The organism is Pseudomonas sp. TH37 (genome assembly GCF_016650735.1).
Taxonomy (GTDB): domain Bacteria; phylum Pseudomonadota; class Gammaproteobacteria; order Pseudomonadales; family Pseudomonadaceae; genus Aquipseudomonas; species Aquipseudomonas farris.
Genome location: NZ_JAEKFD010000007.1, coordinates 38,291 through 58,254, shown reverse-complemented (window position 1 = coordinate 58,254; position 19,964 = coordinate 38,291). Strand labels below are relative to the sequence as shown.

The 19,964-nt window shown below is 59.2% G+C and carries 18 protein-coding genes; 12 read left to right on the top strand and 6 right to left on the bottom strand.

Going from position 1 to position 19,964, the window contains the following annotated elements:
- The first annotated feature begins 3 nt into the window (after positions 1 to 3).
- The gene (locus JFU11_RS18430) at positions 4 to 834 is read left to right on the top strand and encodes an AraC family transcriptional regulator (RefSeq protein WP_201061725.1); all 831 of its coding nucleotides are present in this window, start codon (positions 4 to 6) and stop codon (positions 832 to 834) included.
- A 201-nt stretch (positions 835 to 1,035) separates the two neighbouring features.
- Here the strand turns inward: JFU11_RS18430 and JFU11_RS18425 are convergent, their stop codons facing one another.
- A complete protein-coding gene (locus tag JFU11_RS18425) occupies positions 1,036 to 1,890 on the bottom strand; it encodes a sulfurtransferase (protein ID WP_201061723.1) in 855 nt (284 codons plus the stop codon).
- Positions 1,891 to 1,946: 56 nt separating this feature from the next.
- Positions 1,947 to 2,618, bottom strand: coding sequence for a TetR/AcrR family transcriptional regulator (locus tag JFU11_RS18420; RefSeq protein ID WP_201061721.1), 672 nt, complete (start codon positions 2,616 to 2,618; stop codon positions 1,947 to 1,949).
- A 146-nt stretch (positions 2,619 to 2,764) separates the two neighbouring features.
- Here JFU11_RS18420 and JFU11_RS18415 point away from each other — a divergent pair, with 146 nt between their 5' ends.
- The 5 genes from JFU11_RS18415 (at position 2,765) to JFU11_RS18395 (ending at position 7,516) form a co-directional block, all read left to right on the top strand.
- Complete coding sequence (locus tag JFU11_RS18415; protein WP_201061719.1) at positions 2,765 to 4,195, top strand: coniferyl aldehyde dehydrogenase; 1,431 nt, start codon at positions 2,765 to 2,767, stop codon at positions 4,193 to 4,195.
- 28 nt (positions 4,196 to 4,223) lie between these two features.
- The gene (locus JFU11_RS18410) at positions 4,224 to 4,769 is read left to right on the top strand and encodes a twin-arginine translocation pathway signal protein (RefSeq protein WP_123719707.1); all 546 of its coding nucleotides are present in this window, start codon (positions 4,224 to 4,226) and stop codon (positions 4,767 to 4,769) included.
- A gap of 156 nt (positions 4,770 to 4,925) precedes the next feature.
- Positions 4,926 to 6,521, top strand: coding sequence for a GMC family oxidoreductase (locus tag JFU11_RS18405; protein WP_201061717.1), 1,596 nt, complete (start codon positions 4,926 to 4,928; stop codon positions 6,519 to 6,521).
- Positions 6,522 to 6,636: 115 nt separating this feature from the next.
- Positions 6,637 to 7,116, top strand: coding sequence for a pantetheine-phosphate adenylyltransferase (gene coaD, locus JFU11_RS18400; RefSeq protein WP_030130143.1), 480 nt, complete (start codon positions 6,637 to 6,639; stop codon positions 7,114 to 7,116).
- Between the two features lie 148 nt (positions 7,117 to 7,264).
- Positions 7,265 to 7,516: a YfhL family 4Fe-4S dicluster ferredoxin gene (locus JFU11_RS18395; protein ID WP_003195146.1), complete on the top strand. Its 252-nt coding sequence runs from the start codon at positions 7,265 to 7,267 to the stop codon at positions 7,514 to 7,516.
- A gap of 138 nt (positions 7,517 to 7,654) precedes the next feature.
- Here JFU11_RS18395 and JFU11_RS18390 read toward each other — a convergent pair whose 3' ends face one another.
- From JFU11_RS18390 to JFU11_RS18380, 3 genes are read right to left on the bottom strand one after another with little or no spacing between them, the layout of a single operon-like run.
- Positions 7,655 to 7,978, bottom strand: coding sequence for a hypothetical protein (locus tag JFU11_RS18390; protein ID WP_201061716.1), 324 nt, complete (start codon positions 7,976 to 7,978; stop codon positions 7,655 to 7,657).
- Positions 7,979 to 8,032: 54 nt separating this feature from the next.
- The gene (gene mutM / locus JFU11_RS18385) at positions 8,033 to 8,845 is read right to left on the bottom strand and encodes a bifunctional DNA-formamidopyrimidine glycosylase/DNA-(apurinic or apyrimidinic site) lyase (protein ID WP_123719709.1); all 813 of its coding nucleotides are present in this window, start codon (positions 8,843 to 8,845) and stop codon (positions 8,033 to 8,035) included.
- A gap of 30 nt (positions 8,846 to 8,875) precedes the next feature.
- A complete protein-coding gene (locus JFU11_RS18380; RefSeq protein ID WP_187326387.1) occupies positions 8,876 to 9,688 on the bottom strand; it encodes an HDOD domain-containing protein in 813 nt (270 codons plus the stop codon).
- 255 nt (positions 9,689 to 9,943) lie between these two features.
- On the opposite strand from JFU11_RS18380, the gene JFU11_RS18375 reads away from it, so the two are divergent.
- The 5 genes from JFU11_RS18375 (at position 9,944) to ilvD (ending at position 16,944) form a co-directional block, all read left to right on the top strand.
- The gene (locus JFU11_RS18375) at positions 9,944 to 11,140 is read left to right on the top strand and encodes a class I SAM-dependent rRNA methyltransferase (protein ID WP_007897847.1); all 1,197 of its coding nucleotides are present in this window, start codon (positions 9,944 to 9,946) and stop codon (positions 11,138 to 11,140) included.
- 438 nt (positions 11,141 to 11,578) lie between these two features.
- Positions 11,579 to 12,658 carry a SagB family peptide dehydrogenase gene (locus tag JFU11_RS18370; protein ID WP_201061714.1) on the top strand — a complete coding sequence of 360 codons (1,080 nt, stop codon included), beginning with the start codon at positions 11,579 to 11,581 and terminating at the stop codon, positions 12,656 to 12,658.
- Positions 12,655 to 13,632 (top strand): diiron oxygenase, encoded by a 978-nt coding sequence (locus JFU11_RS18365; RefSeq protein ID WP_201061712.1) that lies wholly within the window; start codon positions 12,655 to 12,657, stop codon positions 13,630 to 13,632. Before JFU11_RS18370 ends, JFU11_RS18365 begins: the two co-directional genes overlap by 4 nt.
- The gene (locus tag JFU11_RS18360) at positions 13,625 to 14,845 is read left to right on the top strand and encodes an MFS transporter (protein ID WP_201061710.1); all 1,221 of its coding nucleotides are present in this window, start codon (positions 13,625 to 13,627) and stop codon (positions 14,843 to 14,845) included. Before JFU11_RS18365 ends, JFU11_RS18360 begins: the two co-directional genes overlap by 8 nt.
- Before the next feature lie 257 nt (positions 14,846 to 15,102).
- Complete coding sequence (gene ilvD / locus JFU11_RS18355) at positions 15,103 to 16,944, top strand: dihydroxy-acid dehydratase (RefSeq protein ID WP_123719714.1); 1,842 nt, start codon at positions 15,103 to 15,105, stop codon at positions 16,942 to 16,944.
- A 239-nt stretch (positions 16,945 to 17,183) separates the two neighbouring features.
- On the opposite strand, the gene JFU11_RS18350 is transcribed toward ilvD, so the two are convergent.
- Positions 17,184 to 18,251: a hypothetical protein gene (locus tag JFU11_RS18350; protein ID WP_201061708.1), complete on the bottom strand. Its 1,068-nt coding sequence runs from the start codon at positions 18,249 to 18,251 to the stop codon at positions 17,184 to 17,186.
- A 238-nt stretch (positions 18,252 to 18,489) separates the two neighbouring features.
- Between JFU11_RS18350 and JFU11_RS18345 the strand changes: the two genes are divergently transcribed.
- On the top strand, positions 18,490 to 19,881 hold the full coding sequence (locus JFU11_RS18345) for an L-cystine transporter (RefSeq protein WP_201061707.1): 1,392 nt from the start codon (positions 18,490 to 18,492) through the stop codon (positions 19,879 to 19,881).
- Positions 19,882 to 19,964: the final 83 nt, after the last annotated feature.

The window sequence follows — 19,964 nt, the reverse complement described above, 5'->3', positions numbered from 1 at the left end:
AGCATGGGTCCGGATCAGGGCGAGTCGATCCACTTCTGGCAAACGGCTCCGTTGGCTGGGGTCGAGTTGTTGTCCGCACGCTACATCGAACACCGCTTCGCCCCCCATGTGCATGACGGCTATGTGATCGGCATGATCATGGCCGGCGCCCAGCGTTATCGCTATCGAGGCGCCGAGCATCTGGCGGGCAGCGGCACACTGGTGCTGATCAACCCGGATGAACTGCACACCGGCCACAAAGGTACGGAAGATGGTTGGTTGTACCGGGCGTTTTATCCCGACAGCGGGCAGATTCTTTCACTGCTGGACGAGCTCGAACTGCCGACCGATACCTTGCCGGCGTTTGGCGCCACGTTGTATCGCGATCCGGATCTGGTGAAGGGGTTCTGCCAACTGCATTGTTTGCTGGAGAGTCCGTCCACGGCCCTGCAGCAGCAAACGGCCTGGCGGGAAATGATGCTGTCGCTGTTGCAACGTCACGCAGCTGTTCCGATCGCCAACAAACCTGGCAAGGAACACCGGGCGGTGACCTTGGCCAAGGAACTGTTGCAATCACGCTTGGCGGCGCCGCCCTCGCTGGAAGAACTGGCGGCGACGGTGAACCTGTCGCCCTTCCACTTCGCCCGAGTATTCCGCAGAGCCACCGGCATGCCGCCACACACCTGGTTGATGCAGCAGCGTATCGCCCGGGCACGGGCGCTGTTACAGCGCGGCTGCCTGCCGCTGGAAGTCGCGACGCAACTGGGTTTTGCCGACCAGAGTCATCTGAGTCGGCAATTCAAACAGGTTTACGGCGTAGGACCGGGGGCGTATCGCAGCGCACGGCAGCTGTGAAATCTCAAGAGCACCTTATTAACCATGCGGGAGCGAGCCTTTGTGGCGAGGGGGCTTGCCCCCGTTGGAGTGCGAAGCGCTCCCGAAGCCAGCGGATGCGGTGCTTCAGTTAGACCTCGTCGTCCGATTTGCGACTGCTTCGCAGCCGAACGGGGGCAAGCCCCCTCGCCACAAAGGCTTGCTCCCACATTGGTTTGGCGTTTATTCGCCCTTGGCGATGCCTCGCGCAGGATCGTTGATCCACTCGCTCCACGACCCGGCATACAACGCCCCCAACGGATAACCCGCCAGGCACAGGGCGAACAGGTTGTGGCAGGCGGTCACACCGGAACCGCAATACGCGACCAACTCTGTCGGTGAACGATCACCGAGCTTCGCGGCAAACCGCTGCTTGAGCTGTTCGGCCGGCAGGAACCGTCCGTCGCTGCCCAGGTTATCGGTGAACGCGGCACATTGTGCGCCGGGGATGTGCCCGGCAACCGGATCGATCGGCTCCACTTCGCCCTTGAAGCGCGGCAAGCCGCGGGCGTCGAGCAAGGTCATCGCAGGCTGGCCGAGACGTTGCTGGAGTTGTTCGGCGCTGAGCACCAACGAAGCATCCGGCGTCCCGCTGAAGGAGCCACGGGTAACCGACGGCGGATCAAGACTCAGGGGCAATCCGGCGGCGTGCCAGGCTTTCAGCCCACCATCGAGAATGAACACGCCATCGCGCTTGCCCAGCCACGCCAGCAGCCACCAGGCTCGCGCCGCGTAGGCGCCGGGACCGTCATCGTACAAAACCACTTCGCTGTCGGTGTTGATGCCCCAGGTTTGCAAGCGCTCGATCAAGTCGGCGGGTTCAGGCAATGGATGACGCCCGGTAACCCCCTTGACCACTGCACCGCTCAAATCACGCTCCAGATCGGCAAAGCTCGATCCGGCAATATGCCCTTCGGCGTAGCTGCGCTGCCCGTAATCAGGGTCTTCGAGGGCAAAACGACAATCCAGAATCACCAGCCCCGGCGTCTCCTTTTTCAGGTCCAACGCTTGCGGGCTGATCAGTTGCGCAATGGGCATAACGGGCTCCTGTGATTTTTTGTCTGGAATCCTACTGCACTCTTTATTCCACTTCTTTATCCCACTTCTTCCAGCGCCTGGGCCAGCGGCACGTAAAACTCTTCGAACAGTGCATTCACCGCATCGTGAGCTTGATCCGTGACGAATCCGGCCTCCAGCACCAACACCTGATACACGCCCCGTTTGATCGCCTGTTCGCTCAGATGGTTGGAGTTTTCCCGCGTGGTGCACAGAAAACGCACCCACGATGTGAGGATGATCCAGGCATTGAGGGTCAGGGATTCGATCTGAACCTTATCCATGCACAGAATGCCGGCCTCGACGAAGCCCGCGTAGATGTGTGTGCCCTGGATCAGGCAGCGCTGGGAAAAGCGCCGGTAGCGGGCGGCCAGCTCGGGATCGCTGTCGAGCAAATGCTCTAGGTCGCGATGCAGGAAGCGGTAGCGCCACATGGCGGAGAGCAATTCCTTGAGGTAGAAGCGCTTGTCTCCGACCGTCGCGGCGCGCCCTTGGGGCGGGCGCAGGAAGCTGTCCACCAGGTTTTCGTACTCACTGAACAACACGGCGATGATCGCCTGCTTGTTGGGGAAGTGGTAGTACAGGTTGCCCGGGGAAATCTCCATGTGGGCAGCAATGTGGTTGGTGCTGATACTGCGCTCGCCCTGTTGATTGAACAGCTCCAGGCTGTTCTGCACGATGCGCTCGCTGGTTTTGATCCGAGGGGCCATGGCTTGAGCTTTAATTCAGAGTGCGATGAGGGGCATCTTACGACCTATCCACGCATGGATAAAACAAAGCTGTACCAGAGCGTCATTTGACTTTCTAGAGCATAGACTCTAAAAAGTTCCTCATTACAATAAATCCGGAGCCGACCATGCCTGCTGACATCGCCTACTTGAAGAACCTGCAGCAGCCTCTGGACGAACTCCAAGCCCTGTTCGACGCTCAACGCGCGGCGTATGCAGCCAACCCGATGCCACCCGCGGCTCAGCGCCAGCAATGGCTAAAGGCGTTGAAGGACCTGCTGAGCAATGAGCGCCAGGCCCTGATCGACGCCATCAGCCAGGACTTCAGCCACCGCAGTGCCGATGAAACCCTGCTCGCCGAACTGATGCCCAGCCTGCACGGCATTCATTACGCCAGCCGGCACCTCAAAGGCTGGATGAAAACCTCGCGACGCAAAGTCGGCCTCGCCTTTCAGCCAGCATCGGCCAAAGTGGTTTATCAGCCGTTGGGCGTGGTCGGTGTGATCGTGCCGTGGAACTACCCGCTTTATCTCGCCATCGGGCCGTTGGTGGGGGCGTTGTCGGCAGGCAATCGGGTGATGCTCAAACTCAGCGAATCGACCCCCGCCACCGGTTTGCTGCTCAAGGAATTGCTGGGGCGAGTTTTTCCTCAGGACCTGGTCTGCGTGGTGCTGGGCGAGGCCGATATTGGTGTAGCGTTCTCGCGGCTGCGTTTTGATCATTTATTGTTCACCGGCGCCACCAGCATCGGCAAACACGTGATGCGCGCGGCGGCCGAGAATCTGACGCCGGTGACCCTCGAACTGGGCGGCAAGTCTCCGGCCATCGTTTCCCGCGATGTGCCGCTCAAGGACGCCGCCGAACGCATCGCTTTCGGCAAGACCCTCAACGCCGGGCAAACCTGTGTCGCCCCGGACTACGTGTTGGTGCCGGAAGACCGCGTCGGCTCTTTCGTCGAAGCCTATCGTCAGGCGGTTCGCGGGTTCTATCCGACGCTGGCCGACAACAAGGACTACACCGCCATTATCAACGACCGGCAGCTGGCACGGCTCAACGGCTACCTCAGCGACGCCACCAGCAAGGGCGCACTGCTGATTCCGCTGTTTGATCAGGGCCAGGGCCGGCGCATGAGTCATAGCCTGCTGCTCAACGTCAGCGACGACATGACAGTGATGCAGGACGAAATCTTCGGCCCGTTGCTGCCGATCGTGCCGTACAAGGATCTCGACGAAGCGTTTGCCTACATCAACCAACGCCCTCGCCCGCTGGCGCTGTATTACTTCGGCTACGACAAGCGCGAGCAAAACCGCGTCCTCCACGAAACCCATTCCGGCGGTGTTTGCCTCAATGACACCTTGCTGCACGTTGCTCAGGACGACATGCCGTTCGGCGGCATCGGTGCCTCAGGCATGGGCCACTACCACGGCCACGAGGGTTTCCTGACCTTCAGCAAGGCCAAAGGCGTGCTGATCAAACAGCGTTTCAATGCGGCGAAGCTGATCTATCCGCCCTACGGTAAATCCATTCAGAAACTGATCCAGAAGCTGTTTATCCGCTAACGATCATCACCGCCGGGTAATAACAATAATGAGCCCAAGCCTGTCCGACACACCCGCGCTGTCACGGCGCGGCCTGCTTAAATTCAGCCTCGGCGCCAGCGCCTTTCTGGCCACGGCCGGATTAGGTGCGAGCCTCAGCGGCTGCTCGTCGAGCAACCCGGCCAGCGGTTTCGCGATTCTGCGCAGTGGCGACCTGCTGTTTCTGCGGGCAGTGATTCCGGTGATGCTCGACGGTGCCGTGGCTTCCGAAAAAATGCCGGCCGCTGTCACCGAAACGTTGCACTGCCTGGATAACGGCCTGAATCACTTGTCGCCGGAAATGCTCAAACTGACCCGGCAATTGTTCGATGTGTTGGGGATGAGCATTACTCGCGGCCCATTGACCGGGATCTGGGGCAGTTGGGAAAACGCCAGCAGCGAACAGATCCGGCACTTTCTCGACCGTTGGGAAAACAGCTCGTTGAGCCTGCTGCGCATGGGCCATAGCTCGTTGCTGCAAATGGTGATGATGGCGTGGTACAGCCGGGCGGAGTCGTGGGCGCATTGCGGGTATCCCGGGCCGCCTACGGTTTGAGACCGAGTCGACCCTATCGCGGGCAAGCCACGCTCCCACAGGTTTTGAGAGGGACCACCCTTTTGTGAACGACTCAAACCCTGTGGGAGCGTGGCTTGCCCGCGATGGCGTCAGCCGCATCACCAACAAATCCAAAATAATAAGAGAACCCCAAACATGCCCGTACCCGATCCGTTCCGCGAAGGCCTGGCCCGTGGCTGGAAAACCTACAACGGCGCCCGACTGACCCAGGACCTGACCCTCGAAGCGGATGTGGCAATCATCGGCAGCGGTGCCGGCGGCGGGACCACCGCCGAGATCCTCAGCGCCGCCGGCTACAAGGTATTGCTGATCGAAGAAGGCCCGCTCAAGACCAGCAGCGACTTCAAGATGCTCGAAGACCAGGCCTACACCAGCCTCTATCAGGAAGGCATCGGGCGCATGAGCAAGGACGGCGCGATCACCATCCTCCAGGGCCGGGCAGTGGGCGGCACCACGCTGATCAACTGGACCTCGAGCTTTCGCACCCCGGACCCGACGCTGGAACACTGGGCCAAAGAGCACGACGTCATAGGCCACACACCGGCCGAGATGGCGCCCTGGTTCGAGAAAATGGAACAACGCCTGGGTGTCGCCCCGTGGATGGTGCCGCCCAACGCCAACAACGACGTCATCCGCAAAGGCTGCGAACAACTTGGCTACGCCTGGCATGTGATTCCACGCAATGTGCGTGGCTGCTGGAACATCGGTTACTGCGGCATGGGTTGTCCGACCAACGCCAAGCAATCGATGCTGGTCACGACCATCCCGGCGACCCTGGAGAAAGGTGGCGAGCTGCTCTATCTGGCCCGCGCCGAAAAGCTGTCGATCAAAGACGGCAGGGTTACGGGGCTGCAATGTGTGGCGATGGATGAGCGTTGCGTTGCGCCCACCGGGCGCACGATTACGGTCAAGGCGCGGCATTACGTGCTGGCCGGCGGCGGGATCAACAGCCCGGCGCTGCTATTGCGCTCCGAAGCGCCGGACCCGCACGAGCGGCTGGGTAAACGGACCTTCCTGCACCTGGTAAATATGTCCGCAGGGCTGTTCGATGAGGTGATCAACCCGTTCTACGGCGCGCCGCAATCGATCTATTCCGACCATTTCCAGTGGCAGGATGGCACCACTGGCAAGATGTCTTACAAACTGGAGGTTCCACCGCTGCACCCCGCGCTGGCCAGCACCCTGCTCGGCGGCTTCGGCACGGAAAGCGCCCGGCATATGGAAAACCTGCCGCACACCCACGCCATGCTGGCATTGCTGCGGGACGGTTTTCACCCGGACAGCCCCGGCGGAAGCGTTGAATTGCGCGGTGACGGTACACCGGTGCTCGACTATCAGGTTTCACCGTATGCCTGGGACGGGTTGCGCCGGGCGTTCCACAGCATGGCCGAGATCCAGTTCGCCGGGGGCGCCAACGCCGTGATGCCGATGCACGCCGACGCTCGTTACGTGAAAACCCTCACCGAAGCGCGCGCATTGATCGACGATTTGAGCCTTGAGTTGTACCGCACGCGCTTGGGTAGTGCTCATGTGATGGGCGGTTGTGCCATGGGTGAAGACCCGAAAAACGCCGTGACCGATAGCCTCGGCCGACATCACCAATTGCGCAATCTGTCGATTCATGACGGCTCGCTTTTCCCCACCAGCATTGGCGCAAACCCCCAATTGTCGGTCTACGGACTGACGGCGCAATTGGCCACTTCGCTCGCCGAACGTTTGAAAAACCCATGAAAACGCGGAATATTCCCATCGTCTATAGTGCTTTCTTACCCAACAGGCGACTTGGCCGACCGGGAAGGCTGCGATACCATCCGACTCCCCAACGGACTCCCGCCAGGACGACGCGATGAACCGAGTGTTGTACCCAGGTACCTTCGACCCTATTACCAAGGGCCATGGCGATCTGGTCGAACGCGCCTCGCGCCTGTTCGATCATGTGATCATCGCCGTCGCCGCCAGCCCGAAGAAGAACCCGCTGTTTCCCCTGGAACAACGCGTGGAGCTGGCCCGCGAGGTCACCAAACATTTGCCGAACGTTGAAGTCGTCGGTTTCTCGACGTTGCTCGCGCACTTCGCCAAAGAGAAGAACGCCAACATATTCCTGCGTGGTTTGCGCGCGGTATCGGACTTCGAATACGAATTCCAGCTGGCCAACATGAACCGCCAACTGGCGCCTGATGTGGAAAGCCTGTTTCTTACCCCGTCCGAGCGTTATTCGTTCATTTCCTCGACGCTGGTTCGTGAAATCGCAGCCTTGGGCGGCGATATCACCAAGTTCGTCCACCCGGTGGTGGCCGACGCCCTCACCCTACGCTTTAAAAAGTAGGAGCTGCCGAAGGCTGCGATCTTTTACGGCTACCGCAATCTTTGATCGCTGCACTTGATCGCGCCCGCGTGCACTGCGGGCGCCAATGCGGCACAATTGTGCGCATTGATTTATTGCGCCCGGGCCTGCCGCCCCGGCTGGAGTTAGCATGTCCCTGATCATCACCGACGATTGCATCAACTGCGACGTCTGCGAACCCGAGTGCCCGAACGCCGCCATCTCCCAGGGCGAAGAGATCTACGTGATCGACCCGAACCTGTGCACACAATGTGTCGGCCACTATGACGAACCGCAGTGCCAGCAGGTCTGCCCGGTGGATTGCATCCCGCTGGACGAGGCTCATCCAGAGACTGAAGAACAGTTGATGGAGAAGTACCGCAAGATTACCGGTAAGGCTTGAGCCATCCGGCGACTTCAACGCCGCCATCGCGGGCAAGCCCGCTCCCACAAGGACCGCGTAAACCCTGTGGGAGCGGCGGTGCGGCGATCCGACTTGCCCGCGATGAGGTCATCAGCCACACCGTAGATGTAACTGACTTCACTCCCGCTGCTCAAACCCCTCCCCGATACACCCCAAACACCGCACAAATGCGGCTTTCGCCGGGTCGACCACCAACGCCTGCCCCGCATCGCCAATGCCGCCACCCAATGCGGTAAACGGCAACGACACCACAAACGCCCCGGCGCCGATCACCGTCGCCACCACCAATAACGGTCGGGCAATCAGTAAATCGCCAAGCATGGCGTAGGCCGGTGGGTTCTGGATGGTGTAACGCGGATCGCCGCTGCCGTTCTCAGCCGCCAGCGCGGACGCACCGACGCTAAGCAGCAGCGCAACGACAAGGATTCGAAACAGATTCATGGCACGGTCCTTCGGCTAGGCAGTGAGAACACTGACTATAGACCGTAGCCGATATCAGCTCTGACAGCGCGGACAAAAGACGCTGGCGCGCTGCCCAAGCTTGACTTCCCGCAGCCCTGTGCCACAGACCTTGCAGTGCTCACCGCCACGGCCGTACACAAACAGTTCCTGCTGAAAATAGCCTGGTTGGCCGTCGCCGCCGATAAAGTCCCGCAACGTGGTGCCGCCACGCTCGATGGCGAGGGCCAGGATGCGCTTGATCTCGATCGCCAGCTTCAAATAGCGCCCCCGGGAAATGCTCTTGGCTTCACGGCGCGGGTCGATGCCGGCCGCAAACAACGCTTCGGTCGCGTAGATATTGCCGACGCCGACCACCACCGCGTTATCCATGATGAACGGCTTGACCGCCATGGAACGCCCGCGAGACTGCTGGAACAGCCGCTCGCCGTCAAACAGATCGGTCAACGGCTCCGGCCCGAGGCGAATCAGCAGTTCATGATTGAGCGGGTCCAGGCTCCAGAGCATCGCCCCAAACCGCCGCGGGTCGGTGTAGCGCAGGGCCAGGCCCGATTCCAGTTCAATGTCCACATGCTCATGCTTGGCCGCCGGCATGCCGGCCTCCACCAGCCGCAGATTCCCCGACATCCCCAAATGACTGATCAGCGTGCCGACTTCGGCGTTGATCAGCAGGTACTTGGCGCGCCGCTCCACCAGCACGATGCGCTGGCCGGACAGCCGCACATCCAGGTCTTCGGGGATCGGCCAGCGCAGACGGCGCTCACGCACGATTACCCGGCTGACGCGCTGGCCTTCCAGGTGCGGTGCAATTCCGCGGCGGGTGGTTTCGACTTCCGGCAGTTCAGGCATGGGGCTCTCGAATCAGGCGAGGTTCGACACTCAACGAGAGGCGAGGTCGCGAATCTCTTGTTTCTGGGTTTCGAAATCGTATTCCGATAGACCGATGTAATCGAGCACAAGAGGCCCGACACTGTTCCATTCATGGTCTTCAGACTGGTTGCCTAGCACCCGGAAGGAGGCGCAAATGTGCTCGGCCATCTTCAGGATCGCCAGCAAGTTTTTCAGCGGCGTGTTGCGCGACGATTCATCGCTGAAAATGGCCAGGGCGTTGTGATGGTTGGCAATGGCCTGAGTGACGTGTTCCGGCAGGCGCCAGGACTTGGCGGTGTAATACCCGACCACGGCGTGGTTGGTGTTGTATTTTTTGTTCTCGGTATCCACTACGCGGCATTCGGCGCTGGCGTTGCCATAGGCCTGTTCCAGCACTTTCATGTAGTCGGGGAATTTCTTGAGCATCAACGGGATGCCGCAATCGTGGAACAGGCCCAGCGCATAGGCTTCATCACCGGCCTGGACGCCGACACGCTTGGCCAAGGTCAAGCACGTCATCGCCACGTCCTGCGCCGTGTCCCAGAAACGGTTGAGGGTGACGATCGCGTCGTCGTTCAGCTCGCCCTTGATCGACTGCGCATTGATCAGGTTGATAATCGAGCGGCTGCCCAACAGGTTCACTGCCCGCTGGATCGCGGTGATTTTGTTACTCAAACCGTAGTACGGCGAGTTGACGATTTTCAGCAAGGCGCCGGACAGGCCTGGGTCCTGGGAGATCAGCTTCGCGATCACTTCCAGGTCCGGGTCGGGCATGTATTGCTCCATCTGCAGATCCACCATGATCTGCGGCTGGGCTGGCACGCTGATGCCTTGCAGGGACTGTTGAATCTGTTCGGTCGTCAACTCTTGGGACATAAGTACACACTCCGGGTCAGGCGGGGATTCTAACCCTTAAAAAGATGGATCCGACAGTCAGTCAAGCGCATTCATGTGGGAGCAAGCCCGCTCCCACAGGTTCCGCACCTTACTGACTGCCCTCATCCGCGTTTCATCGACCACCAAACCCGCGACTCCCTCAACACGCTATACTCCCGCTCTTTTTTCCGGAGCGACGTCATGTCCCTGCCTAGCCTGCGCCTCAAAGCCAACGCCGACCGTCGCCTGCGAAACGGCCACCTGTGGGTCTACAGCAACGAAATCGATGTAGCCGCTACGCCTTTGCACGGTTTCAAGGCCGGCGACCAGGCGATCCTCGAAGCCGCCAGCGGCAAGCCGCTGGGCATCGTTGCCATGAGCCCGAACAACCTGATCTGCGCCCGCCTGCTGTCGCGCGACATCAAGTTGCCGCTGGACAAGTCGCTGCTGGTGCATCGCCTGAACGTTGCCCTGTCCCTGCGCGATCGCCTGTTCGACAAGCCGTTCTATCGCCTGGTCTACGGCGACTCCGACCTGCTGCCAGGCCTGGTAGTCGACCGTTTCGGCGACATCCTGGTAGTCCAGATCGCCTCGGCAACCATGGAAGCTCACAAAGACGACGTGATCGCGGCACTGACCCAAGTGCTCAAGCCAAGCGGCATTCTGTTCAAGAACGACTCCGCTGCTCGTGATGCCGAAGGCCTCAACCGCTATGTCGAAACCGTATTCGGCCTGGTGCCGGAATGGGTCGCGCTGGAAGAGAATGGCGTGAAATTCGAAGCGCCAGTCATCCAGGGGCAAAAAACCGGCTGGTTCTACGACCACCGGATGAACCGCGCGCGTCTGGCACCTTATGCCAAAGGCAAACGCGTACTGGACTTGTACAGCTACATCGGCGGCTGGGGCGTTCAAGCGGCAGCCTTCGGCGCCAGTGAAGTGTTCTGCGTCGATGCTTCGGCCTTCGCCCTCGACGGCGTCGAGCGCAATGCCGCACTGAACGGCGTCGCCGAAAAAATGACCTGCATCGAAGGCGACGTGTTCGAAGCCCTGAAGGAACTGAAAGCCAGCGAAGAGCGTTTCGACGTTATCGTGGCCGACCCTCCTGCCTTCATCAAACGCAAGAAAGACATGAAAAACGGTGAAGGTGCTTACCGTCGCCTGAACGAGCAAGCCATGCGCCTGCTTAGCAAGGACGGCATCCTGGTCAGCGCTTCGTGCTCGATGCACCTGCCGGAAGACGATCTGCAGAACATTCTGCTGACCAGCGCCCGTCACCTGGACCGCAACATCCAGATGCTGGAGCGCGGCGGTCAGGGCCCGGATCACCCGGTACACCCGGCCATTGCCGAGACTCGCTACATCAAGAGCATCACCTGCCGTCTGCTGCCAAACAGCTGAGTACGCTGGTTTGACGGGGAGCCAACAGGCTCTCCGTCAGCCTTTTTAACGCCACACCATCCACTCTTCAGCCTCTGCTTCTTACTCTTGCAGTCCTACTGACTTGCAGGACGATTCCCTGCATCTTTTATTTAAGAGAATATAACTTACAAACTTGCTCCCACCCCCAGATCGCTCCGACAAAATTACTAGAATATTCCTACTTAATATCCCCTTGATAAGGGCTCATTACCGCCTATGATTGAGTTGTCACCGCGAAGTGACACTCACTATCAATGACAAGGAGTCAAAAAACATGAAAGCAATTACTCTGGAAACAAACAAAATCGCCAACCTGGCTTTTCTGGTTGCGCCAAAAACCCGCTAAGTAAATGAAACGCTGGGGAGTGCCGGCTACCCAGCGTTTTCTATAGCCATGTCCAGAGCGAACCGCCCATCATGCAGATAAATCCATACCTGTTCATACTTCCCCGCACGCCCGGCCAAATAGTCTGGGATTACAAGAACCACAAACAATTTGAACTTAATCTGGAGTATTCAACCCGGCTTGCACAACTTATCAGCAACCCCAAACTGTATAACGACAGCAGCATAGTAGACACTCAACTTCTGAACTCCGGAATACTCACCACATCAATACAAGACACTATTGAATGGGGCTGGGATGAATTGTCGAAAATATTCCATATCGGCACCAAGAACATTCCCTGCGAACATGTTCCTCAGAATATTCATGAATGGTCGAGACACTATCTGGACCATTGCGCCGAAGTCCTGGACGCACCCGCGCCGGACGCCAGGCTCACAGAACGCCAGGCACGCGAGCTGATTGCCCTGCCAAAACCGTCCCGCCTGCCGGAAGGCTCTCTTGCCAACGCCCTGATCGGCCGAAAAACCTGCCGCACCTTCACGGATGAAGCGGTTTCACTGGAAGATGTCGGCACACTGTTTTACCTGTCCCTGGGCTACTTGCATGAGCGAGAAAATGACGTCGACGAAACCATTGTCGAAGGTCTCGGTGCCCGACGCAGCAGCCCGTCCGGCGGCGGGCTGAATGCCTGCGAAGGCTTTCTTCATGTACAAAACGTCAGCGGCCTGAAACCCGGGCTCTACGCCTACCATCCCACCGACCATGCACTGAGCTTCGTCAACCCGGCACCTGACTCGCCCCTGGGGCAGTTGCTGTGTGGCCAACATTTCATCAATAACCTGCCGGTGGGTCTGTTCATTACCGCTCGCTTCGACAAGTTGTGGTGGAAATATGAACACTCACGAGCCTACCGAATGGCCTTCGTGGAGGCGGGGCATATTTCCCAGACCTTTCAGCTGGTGGCCACTGCACTGGGGCTGAACACATGGCTGACCGGAGCACTGACGGACGATCAGGTCGAAACATTGCTGGGGCTCGAGAACAACGCAGAACAACCCTTGTTTTTTGTTGGCTGTGGCCACAGCGACGGACAAGTGATGTGCAAGGAATTGAAGGATCTGCTGAGCAGTCGGGAGCCGCAACAATGACCGCCCCCATCATTGCCCCGTCAGACCACCCCGTTTCCTGGGCTCTGCGTTTCACTCTCGGCGACTGGAATACCCGCGCATCGGTGCGAACCAGCGAGCATGACTATCTATTACCGCCAGACCTGGAACAGCAACTGGAAACACGTCACTGGTTTCCCCCTGGCTTGCTGGCTTACCTGAATCACCCGGCTATCAAAGCGCTAGGTCCAACCGTCATCCATCGGCTGTCGGCCAATCATCTGGTGTACTTCCTCGACTACACCACCGTGCTCGAACACCGCATCGTCAACCGTTCCGTGGAGACCATCATCCACGGTGAATTGAAGGTCAACATTCCCCCACGGATGAAGACCGCCGCGCTTCAGCTTTATACCGACGAGGGTTATCACGCCCTGTTTTCCAATAGCCTTGCCGAGCAGATTGCCGGGTTCTACGGGTTCAACCTGCGCCCGGTCATGCCGCAGCGCATCACGCGATTGAACACCCTGCTCGAGCGCACACCTGACCAACACCGGGCGCTGGCCTGGTTTCTTATCGGGTTTGTGTCGGAGACGATCATCGCCAGGGAACTGCTCGACGTCTGCCGTGACGACCTGGTGTCCAGCGTCCAGGCAATGCTCAGGGATCATCTCGCGGACGAGGCACGCCACAGTCGCTATTTCTCTGAAGTGTTCCATTACCTGTGGCTGACGCTGAACAGCCGTCAACGCATATTCGCCGCCAGGCTGCTGCTGGACAGCATCCGGATTTTCTTCGAAGCCGATGAGCGATGGCTGCGGGAAAGCCTGCACAGCGCGGGTATCGGCGAGATCACCATCTCGGAAATTCTCGGTGAACTGACCAGTCCCCAAGCCGCCCTTCTGCGTGCGCGATCCGGCGCCGGGGCGACGCTTCAGGCTTTGAAAAAAGCCGGTTTCTTCGACCTGCCTTACAACCAGCAACTGTTCATGAAAGCAGGACTTATCGATGGATGAAAGACGATCTGCGCCAATCGTCAAACAACGTCGGGGGGCAGTCAGTCTGTTGCTGGCAATGGTGCTGCTTGGCGTGTTCCCGCTGGATGTCCTGCTTCCCTCGTTCCCCGCGCTGGCTGACCACTTTCGCAACACGCGCGCCGATATCGCGCTGTCGGTCAGTCTGTTTGCCGTCGGTATAGCGGCCTCTCAACTGCTGATCGGGCCGCTGTCGGATGTGATCGGGCGCAAAGGGCTGTTGCTCGCCGGAATAACCGTTTCGATGCTGGGCGCAGTGGGCTGCATATTGACCACGGACTATGTCTACTTCCTGCTGTTCCGTGTCATTCAAGCCTTGGGCTGCGGGTGTTTCGTGCTGTCACAAGCGCTGGTCCAGGATCTGTTCGAGGGTGAGGAACGTACCCGGTTACGGATCCTGATGGTCACCGCCAGCGGCATTTTCATCTCGGTCTCGCCGCTGGCCGGTACGTTCCTGCAAGCCACGCTGGGCTGGCAGGGCAGCTTCTGGGTGTTTATCGCACTGGCTGGTGTGGTACTGCTCAAAGCCTGTCTGTTTCTCGAAAACACCCGCCCGGCGGCAACTGGAGCCCGGCCGAATATCCTCCAGTCTTATGGTCGGGTCCTGCGTGATCCCGACTTCCTGCCCTACTGGTTGATTTCAGCCTTTGCTTTCGCCTGCCATTTTTCGTTCATCGTCATTTCGCCGCTGATTTTCATGGATCAACTCCAGCTATCGGCCTATGACTTCTCGCTGATTCTGTTGATATACGGCGGCGCCTACATTGTTGGTGGCATGGTGGCGACTCTCTTGGGTCAACGCATCAGTCCCGGTCATCAAATCATCAGCGGGTTGAGCCTGATCCTGCTGTCTGGCCTCATCATGCTTTACCTCGCGAGCCACTTTGCGCTGTCCCCGATCACCGTCCTGATACCGATGCTGATCTGTACCGCCGGCACCACCATCACTCGACCAGCCGCCAGTTCCAAAGCCATGAGCCTGTTCCCTGAAAATGCAGGAACCTCGGCGTCGGCCGGCAGCACGGTGACGTTCATCTGCGGCGGATTGATCAGTGCGCTCATCAGCTTGAGCCCGGCCAACCTGCAATCCACTCTTGGATACAGCTTCATCATTTTGAGCAGCGTGGCGCTGGCGCTGAACAGTCGTATCAATCGCCGAGCCAAAAGCCCAAGAGCCGCCCCAAGCGTCGAATAACCTCGCCGATCGTCACCCCACACGCTCCATCAGCGCTGGTTCAACACTTTCCGGCATTCCCTCCTGACGCCAGCGGTGTAGAATCGCGAGATTCATCGCCATTCATCCCCCGGCGGGTTTATGAGCTCAAGCTGAAGCGCGCGGCGATCCCGCAAAGTTATCGGCAACTTCCGGACACACGGCCATTTCTGAGTGTTCCAGACGTCAATAGAAGCTCACTTCCCTTTTGATACCTGATTAGCCGCCCGGAGTGCTTCATGCCTGATTACCGCTCGAAAACATCCACCCACGGCCGCAACATGGCCGGTGCCCGCGCACTGTGGCGCGCCACGGGGATGAAAGATGACGACTTCAAGAAGCCGATCATCGCCATTGCCAACTCCTTTACCCAGTTCGTACCGGGCCATGTGCACCTCAAGGATCTGGGGCAACTGGTCGCTCGCGAAATCGAACGGGCCGGCGGCGTCGCCAAAGAATTCAACACCATCGCCGTGGATGACGGCATCGCCATGGGTCACGACGGCATGCTCTATTCGCTGCCGAGCCGCGAGATCATCGCCGACTCCGTCGAATACATGGTCAACGCCCACTGCGCCGATGCCATCGTCTGCATCTCCAACTGCGACAAGATCACCCCTGGCATGCTGATGGCCGCCCTGCGCCTGAACATCCCGGTGATCTTCGTGTCCGGCGGCCCGATGGAAGCCGGCAAGACCAAACTGGCCAGCCACGGTCTCGATCTGGTCGATGCCATGGTGATCGCCGCCGACTCCAGCGCATCCGACGAAAAAGTCGCCGAATACGAGCGTAGCGCCTGCCCGACGTGCGGCTCCTGCTCCGGCATGTTCACCGCCAACTCGATGAACTGCCTGGTTGAAGCCCTGGGCCTGGCATTGCCTGGCAACGGTTCGACCCTGGCCACCCACAGTGATCGCGAACAGCTGTTCCTGCAGGCCGGCCGCACCATCGTCGAGCTGTGCAAGCGTTACTACGGCGAGAACGATGAGTCGGTGTTGCCGCGCAACATCGCCAACTTCAAGGCGTTCGAAAACGCCATGACCCTGGACATCGCCATGGGCGGTTCCACCAACACCATCCTGCACTTGCTGGCCGCGGCCCAGGAAGCCGAGATCGATTTCGACCTGCGCGATATCGACCGTCTCTCCCGTCACGTACCGCAACTGTGCAAGGTCGCGCCGAACATCCAGAAGTACCACATGGAAGATGTGCACCGTGCCGGCGGGATCTTCAGCATCCTCGGTTCCCTGGCTCGTGGCGGTCTGTTGCACACCGACCTGCCGACCGTGCACAGCAAGTCCTTGGCTGAAGGCATCGCCAAGTGGGATATCACCCAGACCACCGACGAGGCCGTGCATCACTTCTTCAAGGCCGGCCCGGCGGGCATCCCGACGCAAACCGCATTCAGCCAGTCGACCCGTTGGGAAACCCTGGACGACGACCGTGAAAATGGCTGCATCCGCAGTGTCGAACACGCTTACTCGAAAGAAGGCGGCCTGGCCGTTCTGTACGGCAACATCGCTCTGGACGGCTGCGTGGTGAAAACCGCCGGCGTCGACGAGTCGATCCACGTCTTCGAAGGCAATGCGAAGATCTTCGAAAGCCAGGACAGCGCCGTACGCGGCATCCTCGCCGACGAAGTGAAGGCCGGCGACATCGTGATCATTCGTTACGAAGGCCCGAAAGGCGGCCCGGGCATGCAGGAAATGCTGTACCCGACGTCTTACCTGAAATCCAAAGGCCTGGGCAAAGCCTGCGCCTTGCTCACCGACGGCCGTTTCTCTGGCGGCACTTCGGGCCTGTCCATCGGCCACGCTTCGCCAGAAGCCGCTGCTGGCGGCGCGATCGGTCTGGTGCAGGATGGCGACAAGGTTCTGATCGATATTCCGAACCGCTCGATCAACCTGTTGATCAGCGATGAAGAAATGGCCGCGCGTCGTGCCGAGCAGGACAAGAAAGGCTGGAAACCGGTGGAAGTGCGTCCACGTAAAGTGACCACTGCGCTGAAAGCCTATGCCCTGTTGGCCACCAGCGCCGACAAGGGTGCTGTACGTAACAAGGCGATGCTCGACGGGTTGTAAGCGTCAGTCGCAGAAACAAAAATGCCCCGCCAAGTGCGGGGCATTTTTTTGTTGAACACGGTTAAATGTGGGAGCGAGCCTGCTCGCGAAAGCGGTGTGTCATTCAACATTAATGGTGAATGCTATGGCCCCATCGCGGGCAAGCCCGCTCCCACAGGGATCTTCGGTGTTCATACAATCTACGTATTACCTCAGACCCTGTGGGAGCGAGGCTTGCCCGCGATGGGCGCGACTCGGTCTTACTGAATCTCTTCCGGTTTAACGATCACCCAGTTCTTGTCCGCCGTCACCGCCAACCCTTCTTTCGCCTGGGCTGCTGCGTTTTTAGCCATCATGCCGTTAATCTGGGTCATGTATTTGTCTTTGCGGTTAACCCACAAATGGATGCCGCCCTTGGACACGTCGACGCTGTGGAACAGCATGTAGCCGTCGCTGGTCGGGGTATCGCCGCCCACGAGGACCGGTTTTTTCCATTCATCGATGTACGTCAGGATCGCCGACTGTTTCCCTGCCATCCAGGTGGCCGGGGTCCACAGGTACGGGGTCAGTTCGAGGCCCAGGTTGGCCTTCTCGTCATACTTGCCGGCAGTGACCTGCTTGCGTGCCGTGGTCAACTCGCCGGTCTTGCGGTCCTTGAGCAGCAGGCTCACGCCGATCACGTTCTGCGGTTTGACGTTGTAGCCGTACTTCGGATCGGAGGCGACCATGCGCACCAATTCTTCAGAGGCGGCGGTCATCACATAGACCTCGATGCCGTTCTCCATCAGCTTGCTGTAGAGCTCTTTCTGACCGGTGAAGATTTTCGGCGGGTTGACGTCGATGGTCTTGACCACATCGCCTTCGTAATACGTGCTCGGCACCGGTTTGCCAGACGCCATCAGCTCATCGACGTTGCCCTTGAGCTCTTGAAGCGTGAAGCCGGAAAACACTTGGGCGACCCATGGATAGCAAACCATGTCGTCGATTTCGCAGAGGCGATAATAATAGCTGAACAGGCTTTCCTTATGGTCGGCCGTGTCCTTGAACGGGATCAGTTTCAGGGAGGGGTCAAGGCTCTCGCGGGTGATCAGGCCCTTGTTTTCCATGAACGGCAACAAGGACTCTTCGAGGTCATAGCGGTAACTGGTGTTGTCCATGTCGAACACCGCGAAGTTACCTTTGTTGGCATTGGCCGCGATCATCGCGTCCAGCGCCTTGGCCTGATCGGCTGGCCAGTGTTTCAGGTCAGTAGCGAACGCTTGGCCGGCAAGGCCCAAGCCCAAACTTAATCCGAGTACGGCAGCCAGAAATTTCGGTGCGAGCTTCATCTGCGTTTCTCCCTGATTCAAAGATATCGACGCTAACAAATCTGTATGACAGTCCCCGCCTGCCCGCGACCGCTTGCATCCTGATTCCGTCAGCGGCATTCCCCACAGCGTCAGCGGCTTATTCCAAAAACGACAGTCAACCGCTGTTTTTGATATTAAATCATTACAAATCAAGCTGTTAGGCTTGCCGGTTCGCAGCTGCCCCGGAATGCAGCTGGCACAAGTTATTGGAGCTTCTATGAATCTGCCGCTGATCCTCAATCTGCTGGTATTCCTCGCCTTGCTCTTTGGCCTGGCGCAAACCCGTCACACCCCCTGGAGCCTGGCTAAAAAGGTTCTGCTGGCGCTGGTCCTGGGCGTGGTATTTGGTGTCGCTCTGCACACGATTTATGGTGCGGGCAACCCGGTACTGAAAGCCTCGATCAGTTGGTTCGATCTGGTGGGCAACGGCTATGTGCAGTTGCTGCAAATGATCGTGATCCCGCTGGTGTTCGCCTCGATCCTCAGCGCCGTGGCGCGCCTGCACAACGCTTCGTCGCTGGGCAAGATCAGCTTCCTGACCATCGGCACGCTGCTGTTCACCACCGCTATCGCGGCGCTGATCGGCATCGGCCTGACCAACCTGTTCGGCCTCACCGCCGAAGGCCTGGTCGCCGGCACCCAGGAAATGGCTCGCCTGCAAACCATTCAGAGCGATTACGCGGGCAAGGTCGCGGACCTGAATGTGCCGCAGTTGCTGCTCTCGTTCATCCCGCAGAACCCGTTCGCCGACCTCGCTCGCGCCAAGCCGACTTCGATTATCAGCGTGGTGATTTTTGCTGCGTTCCTTGGGGTCGCGGCGCTGCAACTGCTCAAGGACGATGTCGAGAAAGGTCAGAAAGTGATCAACGCCATCGACACCTTGCAAGCCTGGGTGATGCGTTTGGTTCGCCTGGTGATGAAGCTGACGCCATACGGCGTATTGGCGCTGATGACCAAAGTGGTCGCCGGCTCCAACCTGCAAGACATCATCAAGCTCGGCAGTTTCGTGGTGGTGTCCTACGTCGGCCTGGGCTTGATGTTTGTGGTGCATGGCCTGCTGGTGTCGGCGGCCGGGATCAACCCGCTGCGCTTCTTCCGCAAGATCTGGCCGGTGCTGACGTTTGCCTTCACCAGCCGCTCCAGCGCCGCCACCATTCCGCTGAGTATCGAAGCCCAGACCAGCCGTTTGGGTATTCCGCAGTCCATCGCCAGTTTCGCCGCCTCGTTTGGCGCGACCATTGGCCAGAACGGCTGTGCCGGTCTGTACCCGGCAATGTTGGCGGTGATGGTGGCGCCGACCGTGGGCATCAACCCGCTGGACCCGTTGTGGATCGCGACGTTGGTGGCGATTGTGACGCTGAGTTCAGCCGGTGTGGCCGGGGTCGGTGGCGGCGCGACCTTCGCCGCGTTGATCGTGCTCCCGGCCATGGGTTTGCCGGTGTCACTGGTGGCGTTGCTGATTTCGGTTGAGCCGCTGATTGATATGGGTCGTACGGCGTTGAACGTGAGTGGTTCGATCACGGCGGGTGCGATTACCAGCCAGATGATGCAGCAGACGGATAAAGAGTTGCTGGATGCGGATGAGCATGAGGCGTTGGCTCAGGCTTAAGACTTTCATCGTCTGAGCGGGCCTCTTCGCGGGCAAGCCCGCTCCCACAGGTTTTTTGGTGTTTACACAATTTGTGTTCCACC